This window comes from Microbispora sp. H10949, from assembly GCF_014161435.1.
GTDB classification, from domain to species: domain Bacteria; phylum Actinomycetota; class Actinomycetes; order Streptosporangiales; family Streptosporangiaceae; genus Microbispora; species Microbispora triticiradicis.
In genome coordinates, this window is sequence record NZ_JABBWZ010000011.1 from 57,517 (window position 1) to 73,798 (window position 16,282).

General features: G+C 72.3%; 16 protein-coding genes. 10 read left to right on the top strand and 6 right to left on the bottom strand.

The window, feature by feature from the left end; genetic code table 11:
- Positions 1–8: 8 nt before the first annotated feature.
- Positions 9–1,862: a GAF domain-containing sensor histidine kinase gene (locus HHX40_RS26890; protein ID WP_182882817.1), complete on the bottom strand. Its 1,854-nt coding sequence runs from the start codon at positions 1,860–1,862 to the stop codon at positions 9–11.
- Between the two features lie 140 nt (positions 1,863–2,002).
- Between HHX40_RS26890 and HHX40_RS26895 the strand changes: the two genes are divergently transcribed.
- Complete coding sequence (locus HHX40_RS26895) at positions 2,003–2,662, top strand: response regulator transcription factor (protein WP_182874358.1); 660 nt, start codon at positions 2,003–2,005, stop codon at positions 2,660–2,662.
- A gap of 71 nt (positions 2,663–2,733) precedes the next feature.
- Here the strand turns inward: HHX40_RS26895 and HHX40_RS26900 are convergent, their stop codons facing one another.
- Entirely contained in the window at positions 2,734–3,105 is a 372-nt protein-coding gene (locus HHX40_RS26900; RefSeq protein ID WP_220499631.1) for a response regulator transcription factor, read from the bottom strand.
- A gap of 351 nt (positions 3,106–3,456) precedes the next feature.
- Here HHX40_RS26900 and HHX40_RS26905 point away from each other — a divergent pair, with 351 nt between their 5' ends.
- On the top strand, positions 3,457–3,660 hold the full coding sequence (locus HHX40_RS26905) for a DUF5999 family protein (protein ID WP_182882983.1): 204 nt from the start codon (positions 3,457–3,459) through the stop codon (positions 3,658–3,660).
- Positions 3,657–4,136 (top strand): ATP-binding protein, encoded by a 480-nt coding sequence (locus HHX40_RS26910; protein ID WP_182882818.1) that lies wholly within the window; start codon positions 3,657–3,659, stop codon positions 4,134–4,136. The genes HHX40_RS26905 and HHX40_RS26910 overlap by 4 nt, the downstream gene beginning before the upstream one ends.
- On the opposite strand, the gene HHX40_RS26915 is transcribed toward HHX40_RS26910, so the two are convergent.
- Positions 4,133–4,300: a hypothetical protein gene (locus tag HHX40_RS26915; RefSeq protein ID WP_165900781.1), complete on the bottom strand. Its 168-nt coding sequence runs from the start codon at positions 4,298–4,300 to the stop codon at positions 4,133–4,135. The genes HHX40_RS26910 and HHX40_RS26915 overlap by 4 nt on opposite strands.
- 194 nt (positions 4,301–4,494) lie before the next feature.
- Here HHX40_RS26915 and HHX40_RS26920 point away from each other — a divergent pair, with 194 nt between their 5' ends.
- Positions 4,495–6,612 (top strand): ATP-binding protein, encoded by a 2,118-nt coding sequence (locus HHX40_RS26920; protein ID WP_182882819.1) that lies wholly within the window; start codon positions 4,495–4,497, stop codon positions 6,610–6,612.
- 43 nt (positions 6,613–6,655) lie between these two features.
- On the opposite strand, the gene HHX40_RS26925 is transcribed toward HHX40_RS26920, so the two are convergent.
- A complete protein-coding gene (locus HHX40_RS26925; protein WP_182882820.1) occupies positions 6,656–7,624 on the bottom strand; it encodes a 4-epi-cubebol synthase in 969 nt (322 codons plus the stop codon).
- Between the two features lie 243 nt (positions 7,625–7,867).
- Between HHX40_RS26925 and HHX40_RS26930 the strand changes: the two genes are divergently transcribed.
- A complete protein-coding gene (locus HHX40_RS26930; RefSeq protein WP_117408253.1) occupies positions 7,868–8,773 on the top strand; it encodes a proteasome assembly chaperone family protein in 906 nt (301 codons plus the stop codon).
- Between the two features lie 12 nt (positions 8,774–8,785).
- Positions 8,786–10,018, top strand: a complete 1,233-nt coding sequence (locus HHX40_RS26935; RefSeq protein WP_259403974.1) for a Gfo/Idh/MocA family oxidoreductase — start codon at positions 8,786–8,788, stop codon at positions 10,016–10,018.
- Between the two features lie 33 nt (positions 10,019–10,051).
- Here HHX40_RS26935 and HHX40_RS26940 read toward each other — a convergent pair whose 3' ends face one another.
- On the bottom strand, positions 10,052–10,849 hold the full coding sequence (locus HHX40_RS26940; RefSeq protein WP_182882821.1) for a tyrosine-protein phosphatase: 798 nt from the start codon (positions 10,847–10,849) through the stop codon (positions 10,052–10,054).
- 240 nt (positions 10,850–11,089) lie between these two features.
- On the opposite strand from HHX40_RS26940, the gene HHX40_RS26945 reads away from it, so the two are divergent.
- Positions 11,090–12,367, top strand: a complete 1,278-nt coding sequence (locus HHX40_RS26945; protein WP_182882822.1) for an SGNH/GDSL hydrolase family protein — start codon at positions 11,090–11,092, stop codon at positions 12,365–12,367.
- 34 nt (positions 12,368–12,401) lie between these two features.
- The gene (locus HHX40_RS26950; RefSeq protein ID WP_259403975.1) at positions 12,402–13,964 is read left to right on the top strand and encodes a serine/threonine-protein kinase; all 1,563 of its coding nucleotides are present in this window, start codon (positions 12,402–12,404) and stop codon (positions 13,962–13,964) included.
- 249 nt (positions 13,965–14,213) lie between these two features.
- On the opposite strand, the gene HHX40_RS26955 is transcribed toward HHX40_RS26950, so the two are convergent.
- Positions 14,214–14,705 (bottom strand): winged helix-turn-helix transcriptional regulator, encoded by a 492-nt coding sequence (locus HHX40_RS26955; RefSeq protein WP_182882824.1) that lies wholly within the window; start codon positions 14,703–14,705, stop codon positions 14,214–14,216.
- A gap of 94 nt (positions 14,706–14,799) precedes the next feature.
- On the opposite strand from HHX40_RS26955, the gene HHX40_RS26960 reads away from it, so the two are divergent.
- Positions 14,800–15,297, top strand: a complete 498-nt coding sequence (locus HHX40_RS26960; RefSeq protein WP_182882825.1) for a tautomerase family protein — start codon at positions 14,800–14,802, stop codon at positions 15,295–15,297.
- A 320-nt stretch (positions 15,298–15,617) separates the two neighbouring features.
- Complete coding sequence (locus HHX40_RS26965) at positions 15,618–16,187, top strand: hemerythrin domain-containing protein (protein WP_182882984.1); 570 nt, start codon at positions 15,618–15,620, stop codon at positions 16,185–16,187.
- Positions 16,188–16,282 lie beyond the last annotated feature (95 nt).

Consider the following 16,282-nt stretch of genomic DNA (forward strand, 5'->3'; position numbering starts at 1 on the left):
GGCCGTGTTCAGCCGCCGCCGACCGGGATGACGGCCGTCAGAGTGGTGCCATGGCCGGCCGGGCTGGTGATCTCGATCGTGCCGCCGAGGGCCTGCACGCGGTCGAGGAGGCCGATGAGACCGGAACCCCCGCGCGGGTCCGCGCCGCCCTTCCCGTCGTCGCGGATCGCGACCCGCGCGGCCTCGCCCACCGCGTCCACCTCGACGCACGCCAGCGAGGCGTGCGCGTGCTTGGCGACGTTCGTCAGCGACTCGGAGACGATGTAGTAGACCGCCACCTCGACCCGCTCGGGAAGGCGCCCGTCGACCCGCACCCGCAGATCGACGGGGACCGACGACCTGCGGGCGAGCATCTTCAGGGCCGGTGCGAGGCCGCCCTTGGACAGGATCGCCGGGTGGATGCCACGGGACAGCTCCCGCAGGTCCTCCAGCACCAGCGTCAGGCCCTCGGCCGTGCGGGAGAGCTGTTCCCTGAGCTTCGGCAGTTCGGGAGGCACGGCGGTCTCCGCCATCCGCAGTTGCAGCCCCAGGGAGACGAGGCGCTGCTGGGCACCGTCGTGCAGGTCGCGTTCGATGCGGTGCCGGGTCTCGTCCGAGGCCGCGACCACGCGGGCGCGTGAGGCGGCGAGCTCGTCGCGGGCCTGGGCGTTGGAGATCGCGGTGGCGACGAGTTCGGTGAAGTCCCGGATGCGTTCCTCGATGCCCTCGGGCTGCGGCTCACGGCCGCGGAAGAAGGCGATCACCACACCCCACAAACGGGCCTCGACGACGATCGGGCTGGCGATCGCGGAGACGACCTTGTCGTCCCTGACCCAGGTCTCCAGCTCTCCCGCCGCGCCCTCGGCCGCGGCCATCCTGGCCGGCTGTCCCGTGCGCAGGACGAGGGCGGACAGGCCGTCCTCCCGGAGCGGCCGGTGTGAGCCGATCGGCGGCGCCGGGCCGCCGTCCGAGGCGCTCCAGAAGCTCATCAGGGCGACCGTCCGGTCGGGCTCGTATCGCTCCACCGCCGTGTGGTCCGCGTTCACGATCAGACCCATCTCGCGGGCGACCGCGCCGAAGATCTCCGCCGGGCGGACGCCACGCGCGACCAGCGTCGCGACCCGGCGCAGGGCGGCCTGCTCGTCGGCGACCCTGGCGAGCTCGTCCCGGCTCGTGGCCAGGGCGTTCCCGATGGCCTCACGATCACACGCCGCCGCCAGCACCGCCTCCAGTGAGGGCACCACGCGCTCCCGGAGGCGGCGCAGCACCGCCGCCGGCAGGTTCGCGGGCGCGACGAGCGTGCCGAGCCGTACGTCGTCGTCGCTCAGCGGCAGTGCGACCTTGCCCGGGTCCCCGGCACCGGTCGCTCCGAGCTCCACGGCCAGGAACGGCAGGCCGAGGCCCTGCGCCAGACGACGGGCCACGACCGGCAGCGCGGCGGGCAGGTGCTCGGCGCGCAGGAGGAGACGGGCCGTGGCGGCCTCCAGATCGGCCTCGCCGCGGCGTTCCTCCGCCTCCATCAGCAGCGTCCGCATCAGCGCGGCGGCGGCGCTGACCAGCAGCCCGACGACCAGGAAGACCAGCAGCGGCATCCACGACCAGCCGCTGAAGACGCTGATCGCGTGGCGGGGAACGACCAGGAAGTAGTCGTAGACGAAGCCGCTCGCCACGGCGGTGAGCATGCCGAGCGGCAGGCCCCACAGGTAGGAGACCACGAGAACGCCGACCAGATAAACTACGTTCAGGGCGTTCGAGGGGGCCACCCGCTCCAGCAGGAAGGTCAGAAAAGTCTCCGCCGTCACGCATGCGACGCCGACGATGACGCCCACCAAGAGGGGCGGGCGCGTCACGCGGAGCAGCGACGACAACATTCGCGCGCGCATAAGCCCACGTTACGCGGCTGTTCGCACCACGTCGACGCAGATCGGACGACCACGGCTGGCACGGCCGCCCCGATCGCCGGCGCGATCGAGGCACGACCCTCGATCCGGCGTGACCTGCGCACGCGGAAGGCGGCGGAGCGGTGGACGAGACCCCGAGCCGGGTGGTCCTGGCGGACGACGACGTCCTGCTGCGGGAGGGGCTCGCGAGCCTGCTGGAGCGCGCGGGGTTCGAAGTGGCGGGGCAGGCGGGTGACGCGTCCGAGCTGCTCGCCCTGGTCCGGGAACACCATCCCGACCTCGCCGTCATCGACATCCGGATGCCGCCGGGACACACCACGGAGGGCGTCGAGGCGGCCAAGGTCATCCGCGCGGAACTTCCCGACGTGGGCATCCTGCTGCTGTCCGCGCACATCGAGGTCGACCAGGCGATGGAGCTGCTCGCGGCGGGCCAACGGGTCGGCTACCTGCTCAAGAGCCGGGTGACCGCGGTGTCCGACTTCGTCGAGACGCTCGAACGCATCGTCCACGGCGGCTCGGTCGTCGACCCCAGCCTCGTCGCCGAGCTGATCAACGCCCGCCGCCGGCACGATCCGCTGGAGGAGCTCACCCAGCGTGAGCGTGAGGTGCTCGCCCTGATGGCGGAGGGCCGCTCGAACGCGGGGATCGCGCACAAACTGTGGATCACCGAGGGCACCGTCGAGAAGCACGTCCGCAGCATCATGTCGAGGATGCGGCTGCCGGAGACCGAGGACGACCACCGCCGCGTGCTCGCCGTGCTCGCCTTCCTCGACGCCCGCTGACGCCGTACGGCGGCGCCCGGACCGAGCACGGGAACATCGGCGGCGCCTCGGCCGGGACCGAAACGGCCGCTTCAGGCGTCCGCTCTCCGCAGGATCTCGTCGATGGCCCGGCCCGACAGTCTCGGCTTGGACAGGAAGGCGAGCGCCTGGCTGGACGCGATCATCTCGGCGAAGTCCTGCTCGTCGTACGTCGAGATCAGGATGACCCGGGGCGGGCGCTCCCCCGTCTCCGCGCAGAGCCGCGGCACCAGGTCGAAGCCGCTCTCCTCGCCCAGGTCGATGTCGACCAGCACGACATCCGGCCGGAGCTCCTGACAGTTCCGGAGAGCCTCGGCCGTGGTGGACGCCGCGCCCACGACGGAGATGCCGTCCGCCTCCAGCAACGGGCGGGCGGCGTCCTTGAAGTGATCGCTGTCGTCGACGATGAGACACCGCAGAGGCACAACACCATGCTGACACCGGCTCGCGTCCACGTCATTGCAGGTAGCAGGCATCTCGGCATGCCGGTGGACACCCGTGCGAGATGGGGGCTGCCCGCGCAGACGCGGCGCCCTCCACGAGCGATCGTAGGGGGGTGAGCGGGCGACCGCGAAGCCGGCGAGGTCACAGGACAGGAAGAGGGCGGCGATGCTGACCGACCGTCACGACGCGTGGGCCGACGGGATCGACGGCCTCGGCCCGGTGCGGCCTTCCGGCGCCGGCACCGCACGCCTCCGCTCCCCGAGCCGGGCTGCCCGGCCCGGGCCGGCCCCCCGCGAACCGTCCTGCTCATCTGAAGGATCGAGGTGACACGCATGTGCCCCACCTGCCCGCACAGTCCGCCGTGTCCGCCCGCGTACGCGCACGACCACGAGGCGGCCCGGCTGGTGGCGTTCCATCCCGAGCAGGGGTGGGGCCTGCTCTGCAACGGCGTCGTGGTGTTCGAGGACACCGGCGAACTGCTGCCCGACGGCCGGAGCCTTCCCACGCACCGGGCCCGCTGCACGCGGGCCGCATGAAGAGGGATGCGAACATGATGTGCTCGCTCGTCCCGTTGAGCCGGCGGCCGGCAGACGACGTGCCGGCCGTCCACCGCTCCTGCTGGACCCTGCCCCTCGACGCGTCGTCCACGTGCCTGGCCCGCCGGTTCGTCCGCGCCGCACTGCGCGACTGGTGCGGCGACGGAGACCGGGAGGCTGCGGAGGTGGCCGAACTCCTCGTCAGCGAGCTCGTCGCCAACGCCATGCGGCACGGGCGGGGATCACCCCTCCTCACCCTCCTGCTGCTGCGGGACGACACCCTCCGGTGCGAGGTCGAGGACGAGGCCCGCGTCCCGGTCCGGGCACGCGGCACGTCACCGCGCGACGAAACCGCCCGGCGCGAGGAGGAGGGCGGGCGGGGACTGCTGATCGTCGACACGCTGTCCCGCGCCTGGGGCGTGCTCCCCACCCGCAGGGGCAAGGCCGTCTGGTTCGAGCTCCCCGTGAACGTCTAGTCCCAGTGGGGCGGACGCTCCTCCAGCAGGTGGGAGACGTCGGAGTCGGAGCGCCACTCGCCCCACCCGAGGTCGGTGTCGTCGCTCGTCTGGTCTGGCAGCACCGGCAGCCCCTCGTCGAAGAGGTCCACCGGACGCATGTCATCCGGATGCCGCATACTCACGATCCCAATGGTATCGGCTCCCGCGGCGGCCCGTGGAGACGCCTGTCATGCCCTGGGACTCCTTCCGGTGAGGGGAGAAACAACAGCCTCTCTGGCGTACCGGCCTCACGCCCGTACGACCGGACAGCCGACGGCGGCGCGGGTACGATGCGGGAGCAGGGAGCACGCCGGACAAATCCCCCCCGTGAGGCGGCATGGCAGCGCCAGCAGGATGGCGGCAAGAGGGCAACCTTCCCGTGGAGCTCACCGGCTTCGTCGGGCGGACACGGTTACTCGCGTCGCTCAGGCAGAGGTTGCAGGAGTCCCGGCTCATCACGGTCACCGGCATCGGCGGCGTCGGCAAGTCCCGCATGGCGCTGCGCCTGGCGCACCAGGTGCGGCGGCGGTTCAGGGACGGCGTCTGGTACGTCGACCTGGCCCGCCTGCAGGACCCGGCGATGGTGTATCACACGATCACGGCCGCGCTCGGCATCGCGGACCAGTCCCCGCGCGAGGGGTCGGACACGCTCGCCGAATGGCTGGCCGAGCGGGAGATCCTGCTCATCCTGGACACCTGCGAGCATCTGGTCGACGCGTGCGCCCGGCTCACAGAGGACCTCCTCGGCACCTCGCCGCACCTGCGGATCCTCGCGACCAGCAGGCGCTCGCTGAACGCGGCGGGAGAGCTCACGGTGGCCGTGCCGCCGCTCACGGTGCCCGGCGAGGACCTGTCGGACGATCCCTTCACCAACGAGGCGGTCGAACTGTTCGGCACGCGGGCCTCCGCCGTGGTGCCCGACTTCACGGTGGACGAGGACAACATCGCGGCCGTCGCCGAGCTGTGCCGCCGCCTCGACGGCATCCCGCTGGCGATCGAACTGGCCGCCGTACGGCTGCGCACGCTGTCGGTCGAGCAGATCCTCGCCCTGCTCGCCGACCGGTTCAGCCTGCTGGCGGGGGCCAGTCGCACGGCTCTGCCGCGGCACCAGACGCTGCGCGCGGCGATCGGGTGGAGCCACGAGCTGTGCGAGCCCGCCGAGCGGCTGCTGTGGGCCCGGCTGTCGGTGTTCGCCGGCGACTTCGACCTCGACGCCGCCCGGCAGGTCTGCGCGGGCGACGCCCTGCCCGCCGACCGGATCCTCGACGTGATCACCGGTCTGGTCGACAAGTCGGTCCTGCTGAGCTTCGCCACCCCGGCCGGGCAGCGGTACCGGCTGATCGACACGCTGCGGCAGTACGGCGGCGAGTGGCTGGACAAGCTCCGCGAGACGCAGGACCTGCGGCGGCGCCACCGCGACCACTACCTCCGGCTCGCCGAGCTCAGCGAGCACTCCTGGTCGGGGCCCCGCCAGGTGCACTGGTTCAGCCGGATGCGCCAGGAGCACGACAACGTCCGGGTCGCCCTCGACTACTGCCTGTCGGCGCCGGGAGAGGAACGCGTCGGCCTGGAACTGCTGTCGGCCCTGTGGTTCCTCTGGGTGGCCTGCGGCTTCGCCCGCGAGGGGGTGGTCTACCTGGAGCGCGCCCTCAAGGCGAGCCCGGCGCCGAGCAGGGAACGCTGCAAGGCGCTGTGGGTGCTGGCCTACATCCGCAGCGCCCAGGGAGACATGGCCGGCGCGCTGGCCGCGGCCGAGCAGTGCAGCACCGACGCGGTGCGGGTGGGCGACTCGGGCGCCGTACTGCTCGCGACGAAGATGCAGGGCACCGCCGCCATGCTGCAGGGCGACGCGAAGAAGGCGACGGCGCTGCTCGGCGTCGCGATCGAGTTCCACCGGGGTGGCCGGGAGCTGAACCCGGGCCTGCTCCCGGCGATCGTCGAGCTGTCGATGGTGCTGCTCGCACAGGGCGAGTTCGAGGAGGCGGAGACGCTGCTGGCCGACTGCCTGCAGGTCTGCCGGGAACGCGGCGAGCTGTGGCTGCGCTCCTACGCCTGGTACGTCACCTCCCTCGTCCACCGGGAGACCGGGCGGCGGGACGAGGCCCTGGTGGCGTGCAAGGAGGCGCTGCGCATCAAGCGGCGCTTCCACGACGTGCTCGGCATCGTCCTGTGCGTGGACAACCTCGCCAGGCTGAGCCTGGAGGCCGGTGAGCCGGAACGGACGGCGACCCTCCTCGGGGCGGCCCAGGCCAACTGGCGGACGTTCGGGCTGCCCCAGTTCGGGTCGCCGTTCTTCACGACCGAGCACGAGCAGTGCGTCAAGGAGTGCAAGAAGCTGGTCGGCGAGGACGCCTACGACGAGGCGTACGCCGCCGGGGCCCGGTTCAGCCTGGGCGATCTCGTCGAGTACGCGCTGGACGACCTCGACGGTCTCGACGACCTCCCCGAGGACTGACCGGACCGGCCGGGCTTCTCGGGGCTGTTCCGGGCCGGTCGGGTCACTGCCAGGCGCCGGCGTACCGGGAGCTGGTCAGCGAGTAGTCCACGCTGCCGCTGACCCAGAACTTCAGGCCCCGCACGTACGCGTCGACCGCGGGCGAGCCGAGCGCCTCGGTGGCGGGGGTGAGCTCCACCATGGCGGCGACCGCCTCGTCGCGCATGACGCCGATGCGGTTCATCGCCTCCTGGACGCCGCAGCCGGTGTGCCCGGCGAGCACGCTGACGAGGTTGTTGCGGATGTTCGCCTGCCCCCGCTCCTTCGCGTAGGAGATCAGGTCATTGTCCCAGACGACCACGTCGTTGGCGTGCCCGGTCATTTCGTGGACGGCCGGGTGGAGCCACTCGTCCACTGTGAGGCGTACCCCGGCGGCCACGTCGATCAGCGCGAAGACGGTGAGCATCGCGCCGGTCCTGCGGCGCATGAAGACGTAGTCGTCGATGGTGGGGAGCACGTCGTCCTCCCGGTTGGCGGCCTCCCACACCTGGGCGAACAGATAGTCCTTGGTCGTCGTGCGCCAGCGGTCGAGCTGATCGGGGGTGGCGTGGGCGGCGATGCGGGTCTTGATGCCGAGCAGCGCCCGGGCGAAGACGTCTTCGACCGCACCACCTCCCCCGGCGTCCTCCACGACGGTGTAGAGCTGGGGCAGCGCCCGGGCGATCTCGGCCGCCCTCCGGTCCGACTCGCAGTAGGCGTCGTCGAACGCGAACAGCCATACGCACCAGTCGGTGACGAGCTGGCACAGCTCCCGTGAGGCGTACGGGTAGGTGCGGGCGCCGAGCCATCCGTACCGGGCGATCCGGAAACGCTCGAACTGGTCGCCGGCGATCATGCCGGATGCGGCCAGCCAGGCCAGCGTGTCCCGGTCCACCTCGTCCACGTGGGGGTTGACCGCACGGGGGAAAGGGCAGGCGAGCGGGGGGATGCGGAGGGGGTGTCCACTGAGGGAATCCGCTTTCGCAGTAGCCATCCGACAAGAATGATCCCGCCGGGGAGACAGGGGCCACCCTTGCCCTGATTACGGACACATCGGTCAGCGATTCAGCGCAGCCGGTTCGGACCGGCCCGGGTGCCCGGCGCCCGGCCGGTCCGGCTCCGGGTCCGGGTGCCCGTTGGACACCGTCCACCGATAAGGTCGCCGCAACCACCGCGGAATCGACCGGGCACCCCGTAGGTTCAGTAGGTAAAGGCTTCCTGAGAAAGGCTGGGACACGTGTCCGACCCCACGGATCTCTATCGGCTCGACGGGGACCTTCCCGAGCTGACCGATCCGGTGCTGCTCTACCACTTCGAGGGGTTCGTCGACGCCGGCGCAGCGGGGCGGCTCGCCCTGGGGCACCTCCTCGCCGAGCTGGAGCACCGGGTAATCGCGACGTTCGACGTCGACCGGCTGCTCGACTACCGGTCCCGCCGGCCGGTGATGACGTTCGACACCGACCGCTGGACCGACTACGAGACCCCGGAGCTGGCCGTCTACCTGACCCGTGACGTCACCGGCACCCCGTTCCTCATCATGAGCGGGCCGGAGCCGGACCGGGAGTGGGAGCTGGTCACCGAGGCCGTCGGCATGCTGGTGACCCGGCTCGGCATCCGCACGCTGGTGACCGTGCACGGCATCCCGATGGGCGTCCCGCACACCCGGCCGCTCGGCCTGACGGCCCACGCCAGCCGCCCCGACCTCGTCCACGGGCAGAACAGCCCGTTCGGGAAGGTCCGGGTGCCGGGCAGCCTCGCCGGGCTGATCGAGCTGCGTCTCGGGGCCAAGGGCCACGACGCGCTCGGTTACGCGATCCATGTGCCGCACTACCTCGCCCAGGCGGAGTATCCGCAGGCCGCCGTCGCGGCCCTGGAGGCGATCACCCGCGGCACCGGCCTGGTGTTCCCCACCGAGGCCCTGCGGGACGCCGCCGAGAAGACCACCGCCGAGATCGAGGAGCAGATCGCGGCCTCCGACGAGCTCGCCGGCGCCATCCACGGCCTGGAGCAGCAGTACGACGCGTTCCAGTCGGGCGCCACGCGGGAGAGCCTCCTGGCGGAGGACACGCCGATGCCCACGGGTGAGGAGCTCGCCGCCCAGTTCGAGGCGTTCCTCGCCGAACGCGACGACCACGACGGCTAGAACGCACCACTCATGCCTTCCCCGCTCACGCCGTCTTCCGGCGACACCTCCGACATCCGGGTCGGGCTCGCGGGCTTCGGCCCGGCCGGGTCCTTCTTCCACGCTCCGCTGATCGCCGCCACCCCCGGGTTGCGCCTGTCCGCCGTCGTCACCCGCGACCCCGGCAGAGCCGGGCAGGTACGCGCGGACCACCCCGGTGCCGAGGTCGTCGCGGCGGCGGAGGACCTCTGGGACGCCTGCGACCTCGTGGTGATCGCGACGCCGAACCGCACCCATGTGCCGCTGGCGGCCGAGGCGCTCAAGGCCGGTCTTCCCGTGGTCGTCGACAAGCCGCTCGCCGGCGCCGCGGACGAGGCCCGCGACCTCGTGCGGCTGGCCCGTGACCGCGGCCTCATGCTGACCGTCTTCCAGAACAGACGCTGGGACGGCGACTTCCTCACGCTGCGCCGCCTGCTGCCCGAACTGGGCGAGGTCCACCGCTTCGAGTCGCGGTTCGAGCGGTGGCGGCCGGTGCCCAAGGGCGGCTGGCGCGAGGCGGGCGGCCCCGAGGACGTGGGCGGCACGCTCTTCGACCTCGGCAGCCATCTGGTCGACCAGGCCCTGACGTTGTTCGGCCCGGTCACCCACGTGTACGCGGAGACCGACGTCAGGCGGGCCGGCATCCGCAATGACGACGACGCGTTCGTCGCGCTGACCCATCGGAGCGGGACCCGGTCGCACCTGTGGATGAGCGCGGTTGCCGGGCTGCCCGGCCCGAGGCTGCGGGTGCTCGGCTCCCGCGCCGCCTACGTCAAGTGGGGCCTCGACCCGCAGGAGGAACGCCTGCGCGCGGGCGAGCGCCCGGGGCCCGCCGACTTCGGCCGCGGCGGTGACCCGCGCGACGGCTGGGGCACGGAGCCGCCCGCCGGCTGGGACATTGAGCGGCGCGACCCCCGGGACACCGAGCGGCGCGACCCCCAGGACACCGAGCGGCGCGACCCCCGGGACACCGAGCGGCGCGACGGCTGGGGCACGGAGCCGCCCGAGCGCTGGGGCACCCTCGGGGTCGAGGGCGACGTCCGCCCGGTCCGGACGGAGCCGGGCGCCTACCAGCGGTTCTACGAGGGCGTGGTGGCCTGCCTGCGCGACGGCGCGCCGCCGCCGGTGCCGGCGGAGGAGGCCGTCGCGGCGATCGCCGTGCTGGAGGCGGCCCGGCTCTCCGCGTCCCTCGGCCAGGTGGTGCCCGTCCCCGCACACGGGGAGTGAGCCGGCCCGCCCACGACTCCGGTCCCGGCCGGGTCAGCCGCGGAGGCGGCCGTACAACGCCCCGGTGTCGGCGCCGGTCCAGCCGTGGGCGTGCAGCCAGCCGAGGGGGCCGCCGAACCGGTCGTCCAGGGTGGCCAGGAACTGGGCCATGTACTCGGGCCGCGGCAGGTGGCTGTCGACCGGCTTGCCGTCGAGGTCGGCGCGGTAGGTGGGGCTGGCCCGCAGTCGGGCGAGGATGCCCGCCAGCCGCTCCCCGGTCGCGACGTAGTCGCCGATGATCGCCTCCCGGGTGGCCCCGGCGACGGCCAGGGCCAGCGCGCAGACCACCCCGGTGCGGTCCTTGCCCGCCGCGCAGTGCACCACGGCCGCGCCGTCGTCACGGGCGAGCACCCGCAGCGCCGCCACCACCGAGTCGGGCCGGTCGCGCAGGTAGCCGTAGTAGTAGCCGGTCACCCGGAGTTCGGCGAGGTCCTCCTCGCTCCGCTCGTCCTGCCACGGCAGCGCCCTGTCGTCGATGGTGTCGGCCTCGACGTCGGTGAAGCGCCCGCCCTCCGCGAACAGGCTGTGATGGTGTACGGCGACCTCCGGCAGGCGGGTCAGGGGGCCGGGCCCCTCCAGGCGCACCTCGGTCCCCGACCGCAGGTCGACGACGTGCCGCAGCTTGAGGTCGCCGACGAGCAGCCCGATGTCACGGGTGGTGAGGCCCTGCAGGTTGTCGGCCCGCAGTATCCGTCCGGACGCCGTGGTCCCCCCGTCCTCGGTGGGGAGCCCGCCGAGGTCGCGCACGTTCGCCGCGCCTTCGAGAACGATCCAACGCTTGTGTGCATTCATCATTCCGAGCCTATCCGCCCCTCTGTGACGGAAGAATGTGGGCAGAGTGAAGGTCCGAAACCCCTTCGGCATCGGGGACGGCACCGGCGATCACACGCACCCGTCAAGTTGTCCCCCAGTGTTCGGCAAACAGCCGTAATGTAGGGCGTCGCGCATGCTCTACGATCAACGGTTCCGGCGGCCCTATCGCGCCGCCGCCGTCGACCCGCCCAGGCAGCCCGACCCACTTGGAGGACCCGGATGGCACGGCCGGCTCACCGGTTGACCATGGCCGCTCTTGCCCTCGCCGTGACCGGCGCGACCGCCGCGCTCCCCACGGCACCGGTCCACGCGGAGTCCCCGGCGACCGCGAACGTCACGGCCGCGGCTCGCGCGGCTGCTTCGCCGGCCGCCGCACGGAAGGGAGACACGCCCGCCCGGCCGCACCTGGTGGGCGCCTGGACCACCTCGACCGACCGCGTGGTGGCGGCTCTCGGCGGGCAGACCGTGCGGATGGTCGTGCGGGTGAGCGCCGGCGGCGGCGGAACGCGCCTCCGGCTGTCCAACGTGTTCGGGACGGCGCCGGTGACCTTCGCCCAGGTCCATGTGGGCGTCCAGGCGTACGGCGCGGAGATCCTCACCGGCACCAACCGGCAGGTCACCTTCGGCGGCCGGAAGTCGGTGCGGGTGCCGGCCGGGCGGGCGGTCTGGAGCGATCCGATCCCGGGCCGGATCGTCACGGGCTCCGCCCTGGTCGTCAGCCTCTATCTGCCGGGCACGGTCAGCGCCATCACCGGGCACGAGCGCGCCTACGCCACGACGTTCCTGTCCGACCCCGGCGACCACGCGGCGGAGGAGACCGCCGACGGCTTCACCTACACCAGCACGCAGTGGTACTTCCTGGACCGCATCGCGGTCGAGACCACGTCGAAGGCGGGCTCGGTGGTCGCCTTCGGCGACTCGATCACCGACGGGGCGGGCCAGAACACCGACGCCAACCGCCGCTGGACCGACTACCTGCGGCAGCGCATGGCCCGGCTCTCGCCGTCGCGCAGGATGGCGGTGCTCAACGCGGGCATCGCCGGGAACCGGCTGCTGCACTCCGGCGTCGGCCCGAGCGGTCTCAGCCGGTTCTACCGCGACGCGCTCACCCAGCCCGGCGTACGGACCGTCGTGGTGTTCATGGGCATCAACGACATCTCCCGGGGCGAGTACACCTCGATCAAACCCCTCGCGTACGGGTACAAGCGGCTGATCCGCCTGGCGCACGCCCGCAAGATCAGGGTGCTGGGCGCCACGCTCACCCCGTTCTACGGGTTCGGCACCTGGACGCCGGAGCGCGAGGACGTCCGGCTGCGGCTCAACCAGTGGATCCGCACGAGCAAGGCGTTCGACGGCGTCCTCGACTTCGACAAGGCCGTGCGCGACCCCGAGTTCCCCGAGCAACTCGCCGTGCCGTACGACTCGGGCGACCATCTGCACCTGAGCGACGCCGGCCGGCGCAAGCTCGCCTACACGGTGAGCCTCGGCGCCCTTTGACCCGGAGCGGCCCCAGGGTCGCTACGGTTTGACCATGATTGCCCCCCTTGAGGCAGATGACCCGCGCACGCTCGGCGGTTACCGCCTCGGCGGCCGGCTCGGCGAGGGCGGCCAGGGCGTCGTCTACCTGGGCCACGGGCCGGACGGCGACCCGGTCGCGGTCAAGGTGCTCAAGACCGGGCTCGACCCCGTCGTGCGCGAACGGCTGGCCCGCGAACTCGACGCCATGCGCGGCGTCGCCCCCTTCTGCACGGCGAGAGTGATCGCGGCGGTCGTCGAGGGGAGCCGGCCGTACGTCGTGAGCGAGTTCGTCGACGGCCCCTCGCTCCAGCAGCGGGTGGCCGCCTCGGGCCCGCTGCGCGGCGGCGACCTCGACCGGCTCGCGGTGGGCACGGCGACCGCCCTCGCGGCGATCCACGCCGCGGGGATCGTGCACCGCGACTTCAAGCCCGGCAACGTGCTGCTGGGGCCGGACGGCCCGCGGGTGGTCGACTTCGGCATCGCCCGCCAGGGCGAGAGCCAGACGATCACGGCGGGGCCGGTGGGCACCCCGGCCTACCTGGCGCCCGAGCAGATCGCCGGGCAGCCGGCCACGCCCGCGTCCGACGTGTTCGCGTGGGGAGCCACGATCGTCTTCGCCGCCACCGGGCGCGCGGCCTTCGGCGCCGACAACGTCGCCGCCGTGCTGCACCGGATCATGACGGCCTCCCCCGACCTGACGGCGTTGCCGCCGTCGCTGCGGGCCCTGGTCGAGCGGTGCCTGGCGAAGGATCCGGCGGCCCGGCCGACCGCCCGCGATCTGCTGCTCACTCTGGTCGGGAGCGCGCCCGACCCGCTGCGCGCGGGTGCCGCCGCCGGAGCCGCCCCAGCCGCCGCCGGCGACTCGTACGGCACGCTCCCGCGCCCGCCGTACGGCGCGCCGGAACCCGGGGCGGCGGGGTCCGGGGTGGCCGGGACCGGCGCGGCGGTCACCTCTCCCGGCGGCGCGGCCCGCGGGGGCTCGCGCGCCCGCGTCCTGGCGGGGGCGGCCACGGTCGTGGCGGCGCTCGGGATCACCGCGGCGGTGCTGGTGCCGCGCCTCAACGCCGCGCCTGACGGCACCTCCCCCTCCGCGTCCGCGGACCCGCCGCCGACGAGCGGCACTACCGCCACGTCCGCCCCGGACACGTCCGCCACCGGGACGTACGGCACCGGCGCGGAGGCGACCGCCTCGCCCGGAGGCGGCTCCACACCGTCCTCCTCCCTTTCGACGACCACGACGGTGGCCGCGATTCCGGCCGCGTTCGCGGGCAAGTGGCAGGGTCACATCGCGCCCGACACCCCGCTGATGGGCGAGTACGACATCGAGATCGAACTGCGGCGGGGCGAGAAGACGGGCAGGTGGAAGGAGCCGGCGAACTCCTGCGAGGGCACGCTGCGGCTGACGGGAGGGCTCACGGGGGGCTCCGGCCCCGCGCTCACCTTCCGCCTGGAGGACGTGGACGGGTGCGTGCTGGGCGAGGTGATGCTCACCCGGAAGGGTGACGCCCTCGCCTACCGCCACAGCGACGACGCCAAGCTGTTCACCTACACCGGCGACCTCACCAGGAAGTATTAGTATCCACCCACCTGATGGAAGGTCGTTCTGGCGACGGTGGTGTAGATACTTCCCGTGTAATAGTCCACCTTGCCCGTCAGCGTCTGCGGCTGGGCCGTATTGGGTGGCAGATATATGTACGTGGAGACGGCGTGGCAGTATCGGCTTCCCCCTTCTCCACCCACTGCATCACGGGGCTGTCGTCGGGTGCGTCCGTCGTCGGAGACGAAGGAGCCGGTGTAGTGGGCTGCTCAGTACGATCCTGGGATCTCAGGAGCTTTCCACGAAGCGCGCGCCCGGCCCGGGCGTGCGGCAGACGTCTTCCGGGGCGAGGTGGCTGTGCCCCGCAGCGCACTCGAGGACGACCTTGACCGGCTCGTCGCAGGAGCTCGCATCGTCGACGGGCCGGTGCCGGACGATGACCGACGGGCCCTGCGGGTCGGCGAGGTAGGTGTCGCCCCATTCCAGGAGCGCCACGAGCGTGGGCCGCAACGCCCGGCCCTGCTCGGTGAGCTCGTAGGCGAAGCGCTGCCGCTCCCCGGGCTCCTGATAGGGCACGCGGCGCATCACTCCCGCGGTCACCAAGGCCTCGAGCCGAGTCGCCAGAAGATTTCTGGCGATCCCGAGGCGGGAGTGGAACTCTCCGAACCGGCGCGCGCCGTCCAGCGCTTCACGAACGATCAGCAGCGACCAGCGCTCCCCCACCACCGAGAGGGCGCGCGCCACCGAGCAGTTCACTGGGTCGATTCGCCGCGTCTCCATGGGACGAGTGTACCCATCTGGGTTTACAAGCTGTACTTAGCCCTCGTAGACTCCGGCCTGAGTTGAAGAACTAAACTCATCAAGGAGATCGACCATGCCCATGCTCGACGTGTACATTCCCGACGGCGCGCTCCAGCCGGACGCCGAGGCGGCCCTGCTGAACCGCATCACCGAGATCCTCGTCCGCAACGAGGGATTCGACCCTGCCGACCCTGTGAGCCGTTCCGTCTCCTGGCTCTGGCTGCACCGACCGGCCGGCATCTACGTCGGCGGAGAACCCGCGGACGCACCTCGCTACAAGGTCGTCCCGTCCGTCCCCGAAGGCCAGCTCGACGAGCAGAAGCGTGCGAGCGTCATCGCCGAGGTCACCGAGGCAATCCTCGACGCGGAGAACGGCGCCTGGCCGCGTGACGCCAGCCGGGTCTGGGTATTCCCCACCGAGATCCCCGAGGGTCACTGGGGCGGCCGGGGCCAGATCAGGCCGCTCGCGACGATCCTCGCCCGACTCACCGGCGACGACACCAAGCGGGCCCGTACGCTCGCGCGTGAGCGGATCGCTGCCACCCGAGCCGAACACGCCCGCCTGCCCTGACGAGCGGCGAACGAAGTGGGGATCGATGCGGCCGACGACACAGTCGGGACGCGTACCCGTTCTGCCACCCGGGCAGCCTGGCGACACCGCGCCGCACGGACCAGCATCCGAACGGCGCGTCACGTCACTACGGGGCGCAGGTCCTCTGATGCGGCACTAGCCACCTTCCCGGTGTGAGCCGATTTCGGGCCGATTCGCCCACGGCTGTGAGCGGAGGGCCGACGAGGGGTTCGACAAGCGGGTGCTCCTACCGGCCGTGATCGGTGTGAGCGGCGGGACGCGGGGTAGTCGCGAGGGCGTCCACGCACAGGAGGAAATCCATGGCAACCGACGTCATCGGCCTGATCAAGGAAGATCACCGCGATGTGGAGTCGCTGTTCGAGCGGCTCCAGAAGATGCCGGAGAACCGTCCGGCTCTGCTCGCGGAGCTGGCGGCGAAGTTCATCGCCCACAGCGAGGGCGAGGAGGACGTGGTCTACCCCCTGCTCGCCAGGCGGCGGCCGGAGGAGAAGGAAGAGGTCCACCACGGCGCCGAGGAGCACCACGAGGCCGAGGAGATGCTCTCGCGGCTGCTGGAGAGCGACCCGGAGAGCACAGAGTTCGACACCCTGCTGCGGGAGCTGGTGGCGGCGGTGTCCCACCACGTCGAGGAGGAGGAGACCGACATCCTCCCCCTCCTGGAGCAGGCCGTCTCGCTGGAGGAGCGGGTGCGGGCGGGCAAGGCCTTCAGCAGGCGGAAGGCCGAGGTGCTGGCCAAGCCGATCAAGCCGCGCTCGCGCACCAAGGAGGAGCTGCTGCACCAGGCCAAGGAGCTGGAGCTCGAGGGCGCGTCCGGGATGACCAAGGACGAGCTCGTCGCCGCGATCAGGCAGAAGAAGCAGCAGGGCTGACCCCGGGCCGCGGCGCCGTACGGCGGGCATCGTACGGGCGGGCAGCCGAGGCGGGCACGCCGGACGTCGCACGGCGGCGACGCGTGCCCCGCCGG

Coding starts and splice junctions, on each gene's coding strand:
- HHX40_RS26945 (WP_182882822.1), top strand. CDS start 11,090: ATGGCACGGCCGGCTCACCGGTTGACCATGGCCGCTCTTGCCCTCGCC.
- HHX40_RS26920 (WP_182882819.1), top strand. CDS start 4,495: ATGGCAGCGCCAGCAGGATGGCGGCAAGAGGGCAACCTTCCCGTGGAG.
- HHX40_RS26960 (WP_182882825.1), top strand. CDS start 14,800: ATGCCCATGCTCGACGTGTACATTCCCGACGGCGCGCTCCAGCCGGAC.
- HHX40_RS26890 (WP_182882817.1), bottom strand. CDS start 1,862: ATGCGCGCGCGAATGTTGTCGTCGCTGCTCCGCGTGACGCGCCCGCCC.
- HHX40_RS26950 (WP_259403975.1), top strand. CDS start 12,402: ATGATTGCCCCCCTTGAGGCAGATGACCCGCGCACGCTCGGCGGTTAC.
- HHX40_RS26935 (WP_259403974.1), top strand. CDS start 8,786: ATGCCTTCCCCGCTCACGCCGTCTTCCGGCGACACCTCCGACATCCGG.
- HHX40_RS26955 (WP_182882824.1), bottom strand. CDS start 14,705: ATGGAGACGCGGCGAATCGACCCAGTGAACTGCTCGGTGGCGCGCGCC.
- HHX40_RS26940 (WP_182882821.1), bottom strand. CDS start 10,849: ATGAATGCACACAAGCGTTGGATCGTTCTCGAAGGCGCGGCGAACGTG.
- HHX40_RS26925 (WP_182882820.1), bottom strand. CDS start 7,624: ATGGCTACTGCGAAAGCGGATTCCCTCAGTGGACACCCCCTCCGCATC.
- HHX40_RS26910 (WP_182882818.1), top strand. CDS start 3,657: ATGAAGAGGGATGCGAACATGATGTGCTCGCTCGTCCCGTTGAGCCGG.
- HHX40_RS26905 (WP_182882983.1), top strand. CDS start 3,457: ATGTGCCCCACCTGCCCGCACAGTCCGCCGTGTCCGCCCGCGTACGCG.
- HHX40_RS26965 (WP_182882984.1), top strand. CDS start 15,618: ATGGCAACCGACGTCATCGGCCTGATCAAGGAAGATCACCGCGATGTG.